Origin of the sequence: Amantichitinum ursilacus, from assembly GCF_001294205.1 — a bacterium.
Taxonomy (GTDB): Bacteria; Pseudomonadota; Gammaproteobacteria; order Burkholderiales; family Chitinibacteraceae; genus Amantichitinum; species Amantichitinum ursilacus.
The window spans coordinates 243,433-259,088 of the sequence record NZ_LAQT01000002.1; the positions used below are offsets into that span (position 1 = coordinate 243,433).

General features: G+C 60.2%; 13 protein-coding genes. 12 read left to right on the forward strand and 1 reads right to left on the reverse strand.

Features of this window, described 5'->3' with window-relative positions; all coding sequences use genetic code 11:
• The first annotated feature begins 28 nt into the window (after window positions 1–28).
• Window positions 29–430: a GFA family protein gene (locus WG78_RS03455; RefSeq protein WP_053936387.1), complete on the forward strand. Its 402-nt coding sequence runs from the start codon at window positions 29–31 to the stop codon at window positions 428–430.
• A gap of 3 nt (window positions 431–433) precedes the next feature.
• On the opposite strand, the gene WG78_RS03460 is transcribed toward WG78_RS03455, so the two are convergent.
• On the reverse strand, window positions 434–760 hold the full coding sequence (locus tag WG78_RS03460) for a hypothetical protein (protein ID WP_053936388.1): 327 nt from the start codon (window positions 758–760) through the stop codon (window positions 434–436).
• A 216-nt stretch (window positions 761–976) separates the two neighbouring features.
• On the opposite strand from WG78_RS03460, the gene WG78_RS03465 reads away from it, so the two are divergent.
• The 11 genes from WG78_RS03465 (at window position 977) to WG78_RS03515 (ending at window position 15,641) form a co-directional block, all read left to right on the forward strand.
• A complete protein-coding gene (locus WG78_RS03465) occupies window positions 977–1,786 on the forward strand; it encodes an FTR1 family iron permease (protein ID WP_053936389.1) in 810 nt (269 codons plus the stop codon).
• 55 nt (window positions 1,787–1,841) lie between these two features.
• Window positions 1,842–2,381, forward strand: a complete 540-nt coding sequence (locus WG78_RS03470; RefSeq protein WP_053936390.1) for an iron transporter — start codon at window positions 1,842–1,844, stop codon at window positions 2,379–2,381.
• A 76-nt stretch (window positions 2,382–2,457) separates the two neighbouring features.
• Window positions 2,458–2,793 (forward strand): cupredoxin domain-containing protein, encoded by a 336-nt coding sequence (locus tag WG78_RS03475; RefSeq protein WP_053936391.1) that lies wholly within the window; start codon window positions 2,458–2,460, stop codon window positions 2,791–2,793.
• Window positions 2,794–2,802: 9 nt separating this feature from the next.
• A complete protein-coding gene (locus WG78_RS03480; protein WP_053936392.1) occupies window positions 2,803–4,233 on the forward strand; it encodes a 4Fe-4S binding protein in 1,431 nt (476 codons plus the stop codon).
• Between the two features lie 185 nt (window positions 4,234–4,418).
• Window positions 4,419–5,429, forward strand: a complete 1,011-nt coding sequence (locus WG78_RS03485; protein ID WP_053936393.1) for a GSU2403 family nucleotidyltransferase fold protein — start codon at window positions 4,419–4,421, stop codon at window positions 5,427–5,429.
• A gap of 107 nt (window positions 5,430–5,536) precedes the next feature.
• Window positions 5,537–9,769 (forward strand): CHASE domain-containing hybrid sensor histidine kinase/response regulator, encoded by a 4,233-nt coding sequence (locus WG78_RS03490; protein ID WP_053936394.1) that lies wholly within the window; start codon window positions 5,537–5,539, stop codon window positions 9,767–9,769.
• 121 nt (window positions 9,770–9,890) lie between these two features.
• Window positions 9,891–10,919 (forward strand): fimbrial protein, encoded by a 1,029-nt coding sequence (locus tag WG78_RS03495; RefSeq protein ID WP_053936395.1) that lies wholly within the window; start codon window positions 9,891–9,893, stop codon window positions 10,917–10,919.
• Between the two features lie 193 nt (window positions 10,920–11,112).
• A complete protein-coding gene (locus WG78_RS03500) occupies window positions 11,113–11,652 on the forward strand; it encodes a fimbrial protein (protein ID WP_053936396.1) in 540 nt (179 codons plus the stop codon).
• A gap of 64 nt (window positions 11,653–11,716) precedes the next feature.
• Entirely contained in the window at window positions 11,717–12,457 is a 741-nt protein-coding gene (locus tag WG78_RS03505; RefSeq protein ID WP_053936397.1) for a fimbria/pilus periplasmic chaperone, read from the forward strand.
• A gap of 134 nt (window positions 12,458–12,591) precedes the next feature.
• Complete coding sequence (locus WG78_RS03510) at window positions 12,592–15,111, forward strand: fimbria/pilus outer membrane usher protein (protein WP_053936398.1); 2,520 nt, start codon at window positions 12,592–12,594, stop codon at window positions 15,109–15,111.
• Window positions 15,102–15,641, forward strand: a complete 540-nt coding sequence (locus tag WG78_RS03515) for a fimbrial protein (protein ID WP_152969046.1) — start codon at window positions 15,102–15,104, stop codon at window positions 15,639–15,641. The genes WG78_RS03510 and WG78_RS03515 overlap by 10 nt, the downstream gene beginning before the upstream one ends.
• Window positions 15,642–15,656: the final 15 nt, after the last annotated feature.

Below are 15,656 nucleotides of genomic sequence, written 5' to 3' on the forward strand. Positions count from 1 at the left end.
ACGATATGGAATTACGGGAGAGCAAAGCATGCAGCTGACAGGACAATGCTTGTGTGGCGCGGTGCATTTCACGGTGGAGGACGCGCTTGAATACGCGGGCTATTGCCATTGCACGCGCTGCCGCAAACGCAGCGGTTCTGCCTTCAATACGTTTGGCGGAATCCGGGTCGATAAATTACAGATCACCCAAGGTGCGGCCGAAGTCTTGCGCCAGGATGAATCGGACGAAGGCTATGACGCCTTGTGTGCGCGTTGCCATTCGCCGCTGTTTGCGTTGGTGCGCAATCGCGAATACGTGCATGTGCGGCTGGGCTCGTTGATGGATAACCCCAGTCGCCAGCCCGATCACCACATCTATGTGGCCTGGAAAGCGCCGTGGTATCAGATCACCGACAATTTGCCGCAGTTTGCCGAGCTGCCTTCGGACTGACGATTACGCCGTGGTGTTGAGCACGCTGCCAGTCTGAAACCCCGGTGGCACACTGCCGCCGTTGTTGTACACGCTATAAGCGTTGTTGGCGCCGGTGACGGCATTGGCGCCATCGCCATTGGCCGCGTTCTGCACCGCCGTGGTGGCGGGCGTGGCGCTCTGCGCCGCGATATCGGTGGCGCGTGCGGCTGCGGCGGCGGTTACGCTGTTGGTGCTGTTGGTGTCGTTGTCGTTGCTGGCCGGCGCGCGGGCCACTTGTTGCTGTTGCTGCTGCAACAACTGCTGGTAATAGGCCTGGCTGGCGTTGGAATACGGGCTGACGGTTGGCATGTGAATACTCCCAAATGCGCACAATTTTGCGTGTCTAAACCCAGCCTGGCTGGCCAAGCCCTTGTCTGTCAAACAGTTACGGTCGATTTTGCGATAACTGGCAGGGCGCTCTGTACGCTAAGTATCGGCTAAGTCGGCCTCAAGACAATCGAGAATGATTCCTGTTGCCGCATAACAGGTGCAAAATACGCCCTTGGATTTCTGTCGGACTTGCTCATGTTTTCAACGATGTTGATTGTGTTTCGCGAGATTCTCGAAGCCGCGCTGGTGGTTTCGATTGTCATGGCCGCCACGCGCACCGTGCCACGCCGTGGCTTATGGGTGGGGCTGGGCGTGCTTGGCGGCACCATCGGCGCGGGCCTGGTGGCCGTGTTTGCCGAGGTCATCTCCAACTGGGCCTCGGGCATGGGCCAGGAAGTCTTTAACGCCGGCATCATGTTTGTGGCTGTGCTGATGCTGGCCTGGCATTGTATCTGGATGAGCCGCCACGGCCGCGAGATGGCGCAATCGCTGGGCTCGCTGGGTAAAGCGGTGACGGCGGGGTCTACCTCCATGACGGGTCTGGCGCTGGTGGTGGGCATCGCGCTATTGCGCGAAGGATCAGAAACCGTCCTGTTTTTATATGGCATTGCCGCCGGCCAGCAGGGCCAGGGCATGCAGATGACCATCGGCGCGCTGATTGGCCTGGCGGGCGGCATCGGCGTAGGCGCGGCGCTTTACTTTGGCTTGCTGCAGATCAACACCCGCAAGCTGTTTGCCGTAACCAATGCCTTGGTGCTGTTGCTGGCCGCCGGTATGGCCAGCCAGTGCGTCGGCTTTCTGATTGCCGCCGACTGGGTGCCGCCCTTGGGGGATGCGTTGTGGGATACCTCGTGGTTGCTCACCGACGACAGCGTCACCGGCAAGATGCTGCATGCCGTGGTGGGCTACACCGCGCGCCCGGCGGGCATCCAGTTGCTGGCCTGGGTGGGCACGCTGCTGATTATCTCGACGCTGGCTCGCACCATCGGCAAGCGTAAAGCCTGAACCGCACACTATTCCAATCAAATTCATAACGTTAACCAACCTGAGACCAAGCGCAATGCGTAAATTCATTCTGGCAAGTGCTGTCGCTGCTGTATGTCTGTCGGCCCCGTCTTTTGCGGCCGAATACCCGATCGGTAAACCGCTGCTGAAGGGCGGCATGGAAATTGGCGCGGTGTATCTGCAGCCGATCAAGATGGAACCGGAAGGCATGATGCGCAAAGCCGAAGAATCGGACATCCATCTGGAAGCCGATATCCACGCACTGAAGAACAACCCGAACGGTTTTGCCGAAGGCGAATGGATGCCGGCGTTGCTGGTCAAGTACGAAATCACCAAGGTCGGCAGCAACACCAAAATCGCGGGCGACATGATGGCCATGGTGGCAAGTGACGGCCCGCATTATGGCGACAACGTTAAACTGGCCGGCCCGGGCAAATACAAGCTGCATCTGACCATCCTGCCGCCGTCGCAAAACCCGATGGCGCATTTTGGTCGTCACGTCGACAAAGAAACCGGCGTGGGCGCATGGTGGGCGCCGATCACCAATGACTACGAATTTACCTTCGCAGGCACCGGCAAGAAGGGCGGCTACTAAGCCGTCATCCCGTGCAGTATCGCCGGGATGTGTCTACATCCCGGCTTTGTAGTTTTAAAGCAGGAAGAAACAAACAATGCGTCGATTATTGTCCGCTGTAGCCGTTGGTTTGCTGGTGGCGCTGGCTCCGCTGGCCCACGCGGAAGACCCGTACGAAGTCAAAATCGAGTTCAAGGACGGCAAAGCCAATCCGTTAAACCTGACAGTGCCTGCGGGCAAAAAAATCCGCATTGTGGTCACCAACGCCGGCACGCAACCGGTGGAATTTGAAAGCACCGATTTACGCAAAGAAAAAGTGTTGGGGCCCGGCGTGACGTCGTCGGTCATCTGCGCGCCCATGCAACCGGGCACCTACAAGTGGTTTGATGATTTCCACCCCAATACTGCCAAGGGCACCATCGTTGCACGCTAAGGACACCCCATGAGCGTCACGCTGCTGTCTTCCCGTTTTCTTGCCCGCGCCGGCGACTGGCTGGCGCGGCATCGCGGCACGCTGATCGGCCTGCAATGGCTGGTGGTGGTGTTTTACGCCAGCTTGCTGATCATCCCCACGCTGCTACCGTTGCCGGATTCGGACGCGCGCATCCTCAATAACCTGACGGTGTTTGCGCAGTTTCTGTTCTGGGGCATCTGGTGGCCGTTTGTATTGCTGAGCATGGTGTTGCTGGGCCGCGCCTGGTGTGGCGTGCTGTGTCCGGAAGGCGCGCTCAGCGAATTTACCAGCCGCTTTGGCCTTAACCGCGCGATGCCGCACTGGCTGCGCTGGTCCGGCTGGCCATTTGTGGCGTTTGCCGGCACCACCATCTACGGCCAGATGGTCAGCGTGTACCAATATCCGCAAGCGGTGCTGGTGGTGCTGGGCGGCTCTACCGTCGCTGCCATGATCATTGGCCTGATCTACGCGCGCGACCGCCGCGCCTGGTGTAAATATCTGTGCCCGGTTAACGGCGTGTTCAATCTGCTGTCGCGGCTTGCGCCGATTCATTTCCGGGTGGATGTGGATGCCTGGAAAAACAGCTACCACAGCCATAAAGTGATCCCGATTGTCTGTGCGCCGATGGTGCCGATCCGCAATATGCAAGGCAACGCCGAATGCCATATGTGCGGCCGCTGCAGCAGCCATCGCGACGCCATCACGCTAAGCCCGCGCTCGCCCAATGCCGAAATCGTGCGCGTGGGCCCGCCCAAAGAATCGATGTGGCAAACCGCGCTGCTGTTGTTTGGCATGCTCGGCATCGCCATCGGCGCCTTCCAGTGGACCGTCAGCCCGTGGATGGTCACCCTCAAACAAGCCTGTGCCGAGTGGTTGATCAACCACGACATCATGTGGCCGCTGGAAAAATCGCTGCCGTGGTACGTGTTTACCAACTATCCGCTGCACAACGATGTGTTCACCATTCTGGATGGCACGCTGGTGGTGGCCTGGATTGTGGGCGTGGGCGCGCTGATGGGCTGTGTATTGTCCGCGCTGCTGGCGCTCGGCAACGGCGCGCTGGGTAAATGGGATAACAAACGCTTTCAGCATCTGGCGCTGGCGCTGGTGCCACTGGCGGGCTGTGGCTTGTTCCTGGGCCTGTCGGCCACCACGGTTAGCCTGCTGCGCCCCGAAGGCGTCAACCTGACCTGGGTGCAACCGCTGCGCTTTACGCTGCTGGCAGGGGCCAATCTGTGGACCGGCGTGCTGGCGCTGGGCATCGTGCGGCGTTACGCCGCCGGTAACGGGCAACGAGTACTGGCGTGGCTGTCGGTGGCGATCGCCTGCGCCGTGGTGGATCTGACCTGGTGGTTGATGTTTGGCGGCTGGACCGTGGTGCAATGGGGCCACTGCATGCCGGGCGCGCGGGTGTGTTGAGCGCACGACACTGAACATCGTATTCACCGGACAAATGCCGAAGCCGCCTGGTCGCCGCTTCGGCATTTTTTTCGAATCGCTAATAAAAGCATGCCGGACAGGCAGAGCGCGAAGATTGTTTAGTTATTTGCGTTTGACAAATTAAACTGGTTTTCACTAAATTACTTTGGAAGGAGGTTTTTTTAGTGAAAAGTAAATATTTTCAGAATGTCAAGGATTCTCACCTTCGTCATATCATCGATTCACAACAGACCTTCGATTCCTTGCTCGATGCGGAGCGCGCGCTCCATTCGTACAAGGGGTCAATGCTGTGGCGTGACGTCGGACCGTACACCTATTTGATCAAACGAGACACCAAGGGAGGGCAGACTAGCCTCGGCAAGAAAAATGAAGAGACGCTCGCAATCTACGAAGCTTTCCAGCGTAACAAGGCGGAAGCAAAAGCCTCTGTGAATGACTTGACGCAGGCATTGAATGAGAGGCAACGGATTAATAAAGCGCTCGGTATCGGTCGCGCCCCCCAGATACTGGTCGATGTGCTGAATCGTATACGCGAAGCGCGTCTGGATGACCACATCCTCATCGTCGGCACCAACGCGATGTATGCCTATGAGGCGCAAGCAGGTGTGCGATTTGATGACTCAACATTGGCGACCACCGATGTGGACTTGCTGTGGGATAGTCGAAAACGGCTAAGCGTCTGGCACGCCGAAGATATTGGCGAGGACGGCTTGCTGGGTATCTTGAAGAAGGCTGACAAGTCGTTCGCCTTGATGGAAGACCAGCGATATACCGCCAGAAACGCCAGCGGCTATATGGTGGATCTAATTAAACGCAAGCGTCAGTGGCTTGAACTTGATGAGGCCGAAGAACAGCAAATAATCAAATCAGATCATGATTTTCGTGCCGCAAAAATTGAAGGGCTGACATGGCTTTTGTCGTCGCCGCGCTTTCGCGAAATGATCATCTCCGAAAAAGGCGAACTCGCATACATGGATACGATAGACCCACGCGCCTTTGCCATCCACAAGCATTGGCTGGCCTCGCGGCCCGGCCGCGATCCGCGCAAAGCGCGGCGCGACAAGATGCAATCGTTGGCAGTTCGTAGTCTTGTTGAACATTGGCTGCCCCACCTGCCGTTTAGCGGCATGCATGCCATACCCGAAAGTTTGCGTGCGGCTTTTGCAGAGGGTTAAGCCTTTGGCTGGCTGCCCGCCAGCCCCCACGCCCACCAATCGATACATGGCAACCCGCTTTAGACTACGCTCTGTTCTAAGTCCCTGTTGCGAGTTCGCCCCCTGATATGAAGCTGGCTCTACGCCCCTCCGCACCGTTGTTCTGGCCCGTCGTCGGTTTTGTCGCGGGCGTGGTGTTGACCTTGTTTGTGGCGTGGCAGGTGCAGCAGCACAACTTGCGCGCGCAGGCGCAGGCGATGCAGCAGGTGGCGAGCCAGATCAGCGACACGATGGCGGAGCGGCTGTTGCGCTATCAGTTTGGCTTGCGCGGCGCACGCGGCGCGGTGGTGACGGCGGGCGAGAACGGCATTACGCGCGATATTTTCCATCGCTATAGCCAGACGCGCGATCTGCAGCGCGAATTCCCCGGCGCGGGCGGTTTTGGCTTTGTGCGACGCGTGCCCGCCGATCAGCGGGAAGTATTCCTCGCCACCGCGCGCACTGATGATCCCGATTTCAATATCCTGCAGATGGCTCCGCACGCGGGTGATCTCTACGTCATCCAGTACGTCGAGCCGGTGGGGCGCAACCGTCAGGCGATCGGGCTGGATATCGCGTCAGAAGACAATCGCCGGGACGCGGCGCTGGCCGCATTGCAGACCGGCGAGGCGCGCTTGACCGGGCCGATTACGCTGGTGCAGGCAGCGGGCAAGCCGCATCAATCATTTCTGTTTTTGCTGCCGGTGTTTCGCGGTGACGGCACCATGCCGTTGACTCAGGCGGGCCGGGAAGCGGCGTTGTTTGGCTGGTCTTACGCGCCGTTGTCGATGGATGAGGTGTTGGTCAATCTGGGCCTTGATCCGCATGCTGCGCAATTGACCGTGGCCGACATTACGCAATCGCCGCAGGCCACGGCGTTCTACAGCACGGCGCTTGCGCCCGATGCGGGGGCGGCGGTGGACTCGATCGATCTGCAACAGGGATTTTATGGACGGCAATGGCGGCTTAGCCTGCATGTCTACCCGGCATTTGCCGACGGATTGAATTTGCTGCAGCCGGTCTGGGTCATCCTGGTGGGCGTGATGCTCTCGGTGCTGAAAGGCCTGCTGATCTGGACGTTAACGCAAAGCCGTCAGCGCAAATCTCTGCTGCGTTCCGAGCAAGCACGCCGCGCCGCCATCGTGGAAAGCTCGATCGACGCAATTATCGGCAAGGGGCTTGATGGCAAGGTCACCAGCTGGAATCAGGGAGCGGAGCGTTTGTTTGGCTATCGTGCTGCGGAGGCCATCGGTTGCAATCTGCCCGAGCGACTGGCCGAGCAAGAAGCACAAGAACTGCAGATCCAGCGCCGCGTGGTGGCGGGTGAGGCCATCCCGGCGTTCGAAACCGTGCGCCGCCATCGCGATGGCCGCATGCTGGATGTGTCCATCTCGTTGTCGCCGGTGCGCGATGCCGACGGCAAGATCATCGGCATTTCCAAAACCGTGCGTGATATCAGCGAGCAAAAAGCCACGCAAGAGCAGATCCGCCAGCTCAACAGCAATCTGGAAGCGCAGGTCAGCGTACGTACCGAGGAGCTGGCCACGGCCTTGCGCGAGCGCAATGTGCTGTTGCAAACCATTAACGAGCAGTTGTTGTATTCGGTGAGCGACCCCGACGGCCGCATTCTTGAAGTCAACCAGCGTCTATGCGAAGCCAGCGGTTATACGCGCGAAGAACTGATCGGCCAGAACCACCGTATTTTTAACTCCGGCGTGCATCCGCAAGGGTTCTGGGCCGGGTTGTGGCACACCATTTCGCACGGCCAGGCGTGGCGTGGCGAGATATGCAATGTGGCCAAAGATGGCTCTTTGCGCTGGTTTAATACCGTGATTGCGCCGTATGCCGATGCCGATGGCGTGATCGAACGCTATGTGGCGCTGCGGGTGGATGTCACCGACCGCAAGCTCAGCAATATGGAAGTGGACCGGCTGAATAACCTGCTGGGCAGCGTGCTGCGCGCGGCGTCGGAATACTCGATTATCGCCACCGATCTGGACGGCATCATCACCGTGTTTAATGAAGGCGCCGAACGCATGCTCGGCTATCGCGCCGACGAGCTGGTGGGCAAGGTAACGCCCGAGCTGCTGCACGTGCGTGAAGAAGTGGAAATGCGCCGGCACAAATACGAGCTGGAACTGGGCGTGCCTTTGCCGGGCGTGCGTACGCTGATGGCAATGGCGGGGCGCACCGACGCCGCCGAAAACGAATGGACTTACGTGCGGCGCGACGGCAGCCATATTCCGGTATCGATTGTGGTGACGGCCATCCGCGACGAACAAGGCGAAGCCACGGGCTACTTGGGCATTGCGCAAGACATCAGCCGTCGCCGCGAATTTGAAGCAGGCCTGCGCCAGGCGCGCGAGATGGCCGAAGCCGCCAGCGTGGCCAAGAGCCAGTTCCTGGCCAATATGAGCCACGAAATCCGCACGCCGATGAACGCGGTGCTGGGCATGCTGCAATTGCTGCGCCAGACCGAACTGGATACGCGCCAACTGGATTACACCAGCAAGGCGCAGACGGCGGCGACGTCGTTGCTGGGGCTGCTCAACGATATTCTCGATTTCTCCAAGATCGATGCGGGCAAATTACAGCTCGACATACATCCCTTTGAGCTGGAAGAACTACTGCGCGATCTGGCGGTGATTCTGTCGGGCAGCTATGGCAACAAAAACGTAGAGGTGATGTACCAGTTGCCGCCCACGCTGCCCGCAATGGTGCGCGGCGATCAATTGCGGCTGCAGCAGATCCTGATCAACCTGGCGGGCAACGCGCTCAAATTTACTGACCACGGCTATGTGGTGGTCGGCATCGAAGCGCTGGCGCGCAGCGCGCAGCGCATCAACTTGCGCTTTAGCGTGCGCGACACCGGCATCGGCATCGAGCCCGATCATCTACAGCGCATTTTTGATGGCTTTACCCAGGCCGAGGCGTCCACCACGCGCCGTTATGGCGGCACCGGGCTGGGCCTGGCCATCAGTAAAAAACTGGTTGATTTGATGGGTGGGCAATTGCAGGTGACCAGCACGCGCGGCGAGGGCAGCCGCTTCTGGTTTGATCTGGCCTTTGAGATTGCCGATGACGTGCCCATTGCGGTGACCCACGGCGTGCCCGATCTGCGCGTGCTGATTGTCGATGATCTGGCCAGCATCGGCGAGATTCTGGTCAACACCGTCGAAACCATCGGCTGGCAAGCGGATTACGCCGCCAGCGGCCGCGACGCCATCCAGCGCGTGGATGCCGCACGCGAACAACAGCGCCCCTATGACGTGGTGCTGATGGACTGGCGGATGCCCGGCCTTGATGGTTTGCAGGCCGCAACCGCAATACAACACGGCAGCGCCCAACCGCCGGTGGTGATTATGGTGACTGCCTATGGCCGCGAGGTGCTCGGTGACGTGGCGCACCGGGGTGATGCGCCCTTCGTTGCGTTTTTATCCAAGCCGGTGACGCCGCAACAGCTGATCGACGCCATCGAACAATCGCTGGCGCAATCGGCCGCACCCGCCGCGCCCGAAGCTGCGGTGCTGGAGCCCGAGCGCCTGGGCGGGCTGAATATTCTGGTGGTGGAAGACAACGCGCTTAACCGGCAAGTGGCGTACGAACTGCTGCGCTATGAAGGCGCCGAGGTCGAGCTGGCCGAAGGCGGTTTGCAAGGCGTCGAGATGGCGCTGACGCGGCATGCGTTGTACGACCTGGTCATCATGGACGTGCAGATGCCCGATATCGACGGCCTGACCGCCACGCGCCGCATTCGCGCCGACGCGCGCGGCGCAGATATCCCGATCCTGGCGATGACGGCCAATGTGTCCGAGGCCGATCAACAAGCTTGCCTGGAGGCGGGCATGAACGGTCATGTCGGCAAGCCGATCGACATGGAAGAAGTGGTGCAGAAAGTGCTGGCGCTCACCCGCGCGCCCGCTGCAGATGCAGCGGCGGCATCCGCGCCCCAAACCGCTGAAGCCGCCTTGATCGAACCGTATGAGTCGCTGGTGCAGCGTTTTGGTGGCCAGGTGGAGGTGTATCGCGCCGCGCTGAATCTGTTCCCGGCTGAATGCCAGCGCATGCAAGCCGAGCTGGAACGTCAGGTGGCGATGGGCGATCTGGTGGCCGCCGCCGCCACACTGCACGCGCTGAAAGGCATGGCGGGCACGATGGGCGCGGTGGCATTGGCGCAACTGGCGGCGGCGCTGGAACAGAAAGCGCGCAACGCCGCCGCCGATCGCCAGGCCGCCAGCTTAAGCTCGGCGGACATCACCCTGATTCGCGATCTGGCGGCGCATAGCGCTGATCTGCTGGGCATGGCAGCGGGCGCGCGCTAACCCTGGCGCCTGCGCCGGGGCAAGCCGCCGAGAATCGTCCGATATCAGGAAGTGTCTGAGGCACCGTATGGTCGCTGCTCCCGTCTGCCGGAGTAGCACTGTGTCGCATTCTCGATTGCGTATGGCCCGCCTTGCAGCCATCAACCTACGCGCGCTGGGCTGCGGCGCAGCGTTGTTGCTGCCTCAACTGGCATGGTGTGCGGTGCCCACGTGCAGCATTTCCAATATGCAGGACATTGATTTTGGCGTGGTGACAGTGCCCGCCAACACCCCCGTCGGCACTATCATCGGCGAGCGCCGCGCCAGTTATAGCTATAGCTGCGACAGCAACTCCAACTCTGGCAGCGAACTGACCTGGGCCGGCTTTAGCAACGAGTTTTTTCCAGTGCTGAAAGACCGCAGCGTGTCCGGCACGTTTCCGCTGGACACGGGTATACCGGGCATCGGGTTTCAACTCATCGCCACCGGCGGCAATATTTTTGATGTGGCCGATCACTGGGGCGTCGCGCCCGCCACTGCGGATATCGATATTCCGGAAAGCGGGCGCTATAGCCAGCGGCACAACGCGCGCTACCGACTGGTGGTCACCGGCAAGGTGAAAAGCGGTTCGCTGGTACGCCAGGCATGGAGCCTGTCTTATGCCAATCCCGGCGTACTCAAGGTCTATCACACCCATCGCGGTCCCACTTTGCGGATCAATGTGGTGGCCGAGCCGGTGCGGGTGCCCACCTGCAACATTGATAGCGCGGCAGCCAACCAGAGTATTCATATCGGCACCTTTGCCAGCACGGTCTTTCGCGGCATCCATAGCGTGTCCACGCCCAAACCCTTTTCGATCACGCTGACGCAATGCAACGGCGCCACGGTGTGGGTGACGGCGACGCCGAGCACGGCCGTCATCTCCGCCGCGCAAGCCACGTTCGCACCGGCCAGCGGCGGCGGCACCCAGGGTCTGGCGTTCCAGCTGCTCGACAGCGCTGGCCGCTTGCCGTTTACGCTGGGCAAGCAAACCGCCATGGGTACCGGCGGCAGCAAAACCACGCTCGGCAGCCTGACGTTGGGGTGGCAGGCGCGGGTCTATCAGACCGGAGCGGTGGTGGCGGGCGGCAAAATGAACAGCAAGCTGGTGATGACGTTTACCTACCAGTAACGGTCTATTTTGTGGGCTATTGGCACGACCTATCGTTTTCTCGCGATTTATAGCTAAAACCGCGTTTTGCCGAGAATTGTCCTATGTCGGCACGCTAGTTCCCTGGGAATAATGCAATTCCGATCTCAATCAATCAGCGTTATCTGATCTGGTCGGCATTTCCTATTGAATTATTCTCTCCAGGATTCTGAAAATGAAAAAATCAACTATCGCCACCCTGTTGGCGCTGGCGGGTATTGCTGCGCCTGCATTTGCCGACGGTGGCCGCGTCAATATCGATGGCATGCTGACCAATGAAACCTGCACCGTCACCACCAATAGTGGCGGCCCCGATGCAACGGTCACCATGAGTACATTGGCTGTTTCCAAATTGGCGGCTAATGCCGAATCCGCCGATATGGGCGGCTTTGATATCAATATCAGCAATTGCGCCAAAGTAAATGTGTATGCGTCATTTATGGCCGCCAATCCCAATCTGGCGGATCTGGCCACCAATAACCTGCGCCCCACTTTAACTACTACCTCCGCCAAAAACGTGCAAGTGGCGCTTTATAGCGACGACGGCGGCGTCATTACCAAAATGGCGGTGGGCGATCCCGCTTCGCGCATCACCAAAAAAATCGACAGCAATAAAAAAGCCAATCTGCATTTCACCACGCGCTACAAGAGTACCGGCGCGCATACCGAAGGCACGATCGCAACGGGCGCGGTTTATACGCTGGCTTACGACTGATGTGCTGAGGCGTCGTTACTGAATATTCCTGCCCGCAAGCCGGGCAGGAAACAGGAGTGCTGCAATGCGGGTTTTATTGAAAGTGGTGCTGTGCGCGGCCGCCATGGCGGCAGGCTTACCCGCCATGGCCGATGTGGTGATTGCGGGCACGCGCGCGGTGTACAACGCAACGGATCGCGAGATTACGGTGCGACTCACCAACGGCGGGCAACGCCCCTTGCTGGCGCAGTCGTGGATCGACAATGGCGTGGCTGAGCAAAGACCGGAAGAGATCAGGGTGCCGTTTACGCTGACGCCGCCGGTGGCGCGGCTGGATGCGGGCAAAGGGCAGAGTTTGCGCATTGCCTATACCCAGGAACCGTTGCCCACCGATCGCGAATCGGTGTTCTGGCTTAACGTGCTGGAAGTGCCGCCCAAAAGCAAAGAGGCGGACAGCGAAGGCAATACGTTGCAATTGGCGTTTCGCACGCGCATCAAGTTGTTTTTCCGGCCGCAAGGTCTGGTGGGCGATGCCGCCAGCGCACCCGCTACGCTGAACTGGAAGATTGTCGCCGAGCCGACCAACCCGCATGCCGTGATGTTGCAAGTGCATAACCCGTCGCCGTTTTATGTGTCTTTGTCCGGTGCGGAAATCACGGCAAATAGCGTTAGCGCCAGTATTGACAGCGGCATGGTCGAGCCATTTGCCACGCAACGATTTGCTTTGAAAGGGCTAAAGGCCATTCCGGCTGATCCAGTCACCATTGATTATCACTTTATTAACGATTTCGGCGGCGTAATTGATGGAAAAGCCAGCGCGAAATAAGCGCCGGGATGGCCCCATTTAATCGCCTTGATTATCGATTCCGAAGTGCGGGGTGAATCCGTGGGCCTGTCATTGGTTTAATCCGCGACCTTAACAAACCTGAGCAAATAAAGTGGTTAGGGCGGGCAAAAAAAATGTCGATCAAAAACGCACGCCTTGTTTATTGGCTGGCCATTGTTGCGATTGCGCCGTCCGCTGCGCCTGCAAATGAATTGGCGCCGGATGATTTGCAAAACAATGTGCCCGCAGAAAGCATTGAATTTGATGATTCATTTGTATCCGGCGCAATGATTGATTTATCGCGTTTTGCCCGCGGCAATCCAATGCCGGTCGGCACATCCACGGTGGACGTGTTGGTTAACGGAGCAGCCATGGGCAAAGAAGCCATTACGTTCAAGCGTCCGGCGCAGGGCGGCGAAGCACAACCGTGCTTGCCCGCCGCGCTGTTGCAGCGTCTGGGCGTGGACGCCGAGATGCTGCTGGCCCGCGCCGCGCCGGATGATTGCAGCGTGTTGCAGCAACTGGCGGGCGCGCAGGCCAGCTTTGACGTTAACGAGCAACGCCTGGCGCTCAGCGTGCCGCAGCTCTATCTGCAACGCGGTGCGCGCGGCGCCGTCAATCCGGCGCGTTGGGACGCTGGCATCACCGCGGCCACCTTGCAGTACGACCTTAATCTCTATCGCACCAACGGTAGCGAAAGCGCCACCCGCAGCGCCTTCCTGGGCATGCTCAGTGGGCTGAATGTGGAGGGCTGGCGCTTGCGTTATCGCTCCTCGCTAAACCGTACCGCCAATGCACCCACGCGCTGGCAGTCGCTGGAAACCTGGGCGCAGCACGATATCACCCCGTGGCGGGCGCAGTTGACCTTGGGCCAGGCCTATACCGATGGCCAGTTGTTTGATTCGTACGGCTTTCGCGGCGCGCGCATCAACCGCGATGACCGTATGTTGGGCGACGCCGAGACCGGATTTGCGCCCGTGGTGCACGGCGTGGCCACCAGCAATGCGCGCGTGAGCGTGATGCAGAACGGCAATCTGCTGTACCAGACCACCGTCGCGCCCGGGCCGTTTGCGCTGGAAGACCTGTATGCCACCGGCTATGGCGGCGATCTGGACGTCACCATCACCGAGGCGGATGGCAGCGAAAAGAAATTCAGCGTGCCCTATGCCGCCGTCGCGCAGTTGTTGCGGCCGGGGCAAAGCCGCTTCAGTTTTGTGGCCGGCAAATTGCAGGACGGCGCCAGCACCCGCCATCCCGCTCTGGGCCAGGGCACCTGGCAATATGGCCTTAACAACACGGTGACGGCGTATGGCGGCCTGGGCTTGAGCGATGGCTATGTCGCGCTATTGCTGGGCGGCGCGTTCAACACACGTTGGGGCGCGCTGGCGCTGGATGGCACGCAAAGCCGCACCACGCTACCGGGCGAAGTGGCGGAGGGCAGCAGCTGGCGCGCCAGCTATAGCAAGACTTTGCCCGGTACGCATACCGACCTGACGCTGGCGGCGTATCGCTATAACACGGCCGGCTATTACAGCCTGCGCGATGCCGAAATCGCAATCCAGAATGCGGCCAGCGGCGGCCGTTTTGGCATTGCGCGCATGCGTAATCGCGCGCAGGTGTCGCTAAGCCAGACCTTGCCCGCGCCGTATGGCTCGTTTTATGTCACCGCCAGCCACCAGAATTACTGGAACCGGCCGGAAGCCGATCTGCAATACCAGCTTGGTTATTCCAACGTCTGGGGCGTGCTTAGCTACAGCGCCAGCGTGCAGCGCTATCGGCCCGCCGATGCCGAACGCGCTTCTACGCAAGTGTTTGCCAATCTGTCGGTGCCGTTTGGTGTGGGCACGGAGCGGCCGTTGTTTAATTCGCTCTCCGCCACCTTTGCGCGCAGCAGCGACGGACATCAGAACCTGGGCGCCAGCGCTTCGGGCACGCAAGGTGATTTCAGCTACGGCTTGAATGGCTATTCGACAGCGGGCCAACAGGGCCATGACGAACTGGGCGCATATGCCAGCTATGCCACGCGCTACGGCACGCTGAACAGTTCCGCCAGCCAGGGCAAGACGGCGCAACAGTTATCTCTGGGGGCATCGGGGTCGATGGTGGCGTATCGCCACGGGCTGGTGTTCGGGCCGCCGTTGCAGACGGATAGCGCGATTGCCATTGTCGAAGCGGACGGTGCCGCCGGCGCCGCCCTGGTCAATGGCAGCGGCGCGCGCATCGATCAATCGGGCCGCGCCATCATGACCAATCTGATGCCGTATCGCAGTAACGAAATCGCGCTCGACCCCAACGGCATCAGCGCCGATATCGAACTCAAAAGCACCAGCGCCGCCGTGGTGCCACGCGCGGGGGCGGTACTGCTATTGCGCTTCGAGACCGATCTGGGGCGGTCGGTGACGCTCAATATCGAACGTGACGCTAACGCGCCCGTCATTCCGCTGGGCGCGGAGATTTTTGATGAACACGACAACAACGTCGGCGTGATGGGGCAGGGCGGGCGCGCCTATACCCGCGGCATCGCCAATGCAGGCGTCTTGCACATCCGCTGGGGCAGCACGCCGGACCGGCAATGTGCGGTGCGCTATGTTTTGCCCGACACCGCCACGCAACGCCCGCTGCCCGTGGCGCTGGAGCATATGCGATGCGATTAGCGCTTTTGCTCTGCGTGGCATGCGGACTGCTGCACGCGGCCAGCGCCCGCGCCGCCGATGCCGATAGCAGCAGCCAGCTGCAATTTACCGGGCAGGTTCATCGCGGCACTTGCCAGCTCTCGCCCGACTCGGTCGAGCGCCGGGTGCTGTTACCGCGCTTGCCGCTGGGCTTGTTCACCGGCGTGGGCGCCCTGGTGGGCGAGACTGCGTTTACGCTGGGCCTGAGCGGCTGCGACGGCATCGTGCAATCGCTGCATTTTGAATTCCAGCCGGAAGGCAATGTGTATCTGATGGGCCAGCGGCAGTGGTTTGCCAATGTGGCCACCGATTTGCCGGCCAGCGGTACCGGCGTTGCGCTGTTTACCGACGCGGGCGTCAATGTGCTGCAGTCCGATGGCAGTTCGGACGTACGCCTGCTGCCCACTGCGGACCAACGTTATGCGTTTCGGGCGCGATATGTGCAAACCGCCGCGCGGGTGCGGGCCGGCAGGGTGCAGACGAGGGTGGTGATCCATGTGCGCTATGACTAGGGCGTGGCGATGCCG

Excerpts from the sequence above, each read along its gene's own strand:
- WG78_RS03455 (WP_053936387.1), top strand. The coding sequence starts at position 29 with ATGCAGCTGACAGGACAATGCTTGTGTGGCGCGGTGCATTTCACGGTG.
- WG78_RS03460 (WP_053936388.1), bottom strand. The coding sequence starts at position 760 with ATGCCAACCGTCAGCCCGTATTCCAACGCCAGCCAGGCCTATTACCAG.
- WG78_RS03465 (WP_053936389.1), top strand. The coding sequence starts at position 977 with ATGTTTTCAACGATGTTGATTGTGTTTCGCGAGATTCTCGAAGCCGCG.
- WG78_RS03470 (WP_053936390.1), top strand. The coding sequence starts at position 1,842 with ATGCGTAAATTCATTCTGGCAAGTGCTGTCGCTGCTGTATGTCTGTCG.
- WG78_RS03475 (WP_053936391.1), top strand. The coding sequence starts at position 2,458 with ATGCGTCGATTATTGTCCGCTGTAGCCGTTGGTTTGCTGGTGGCGCTG.
- WG78_RS03480 (WP_053936392.1), top strand. The coding sequence starts at position 2,803 with ATGAGCGTCACGCTGCTGTCTTCCCGTTTTCTTGCCCGCGCCGGCGAC.
- WG78_RS03490 (WP_053936394.1), top strand. The coding sequence starts at position 5,537 with ATGAAGCTGGCTCTACGCCCCTCCGCACCGTTGTTCTGGCCCGTCGTC.
- WG78_RS03495 (WP_053936395.1), top strand. The coding sequence starts at position 9,891 with ATGGCCCGCCTTGCAGCCATCAACCTACGCGCGCTGGGCTGCGGCGCA.
- WG78_RS03500 (WP_053936396.1), top strand. The coding sequence starts at position 11,113 with ATGAAAAAATCAACTATCGCCACCCTGTTGGCGCTGGCGGGTATTGCT.
- WG78_RS03505 (WP_053936397.1), top strand. The coding sequence starts at position 11,717 with ATGCGGGTTTTATTGAAAGTGGTGCTGTGCGCGGCCGCCATGGCGGCA.
- WG78_RS03510 (WP_053936398.1), top strand. The coding sequence starts at position 12,592 with ATGTCGATCAAAAACGCACGCCTTGTTTATTGGCTGGCCATTGTTGCG.
- WG78_RS03515 (WP_152969046.1), top strand. The coding sequence starts at position 15,102 with ATGCGATTAGCGCTTTTGCTCTGCGTGGCATGCGGACTGCTGCACGCG.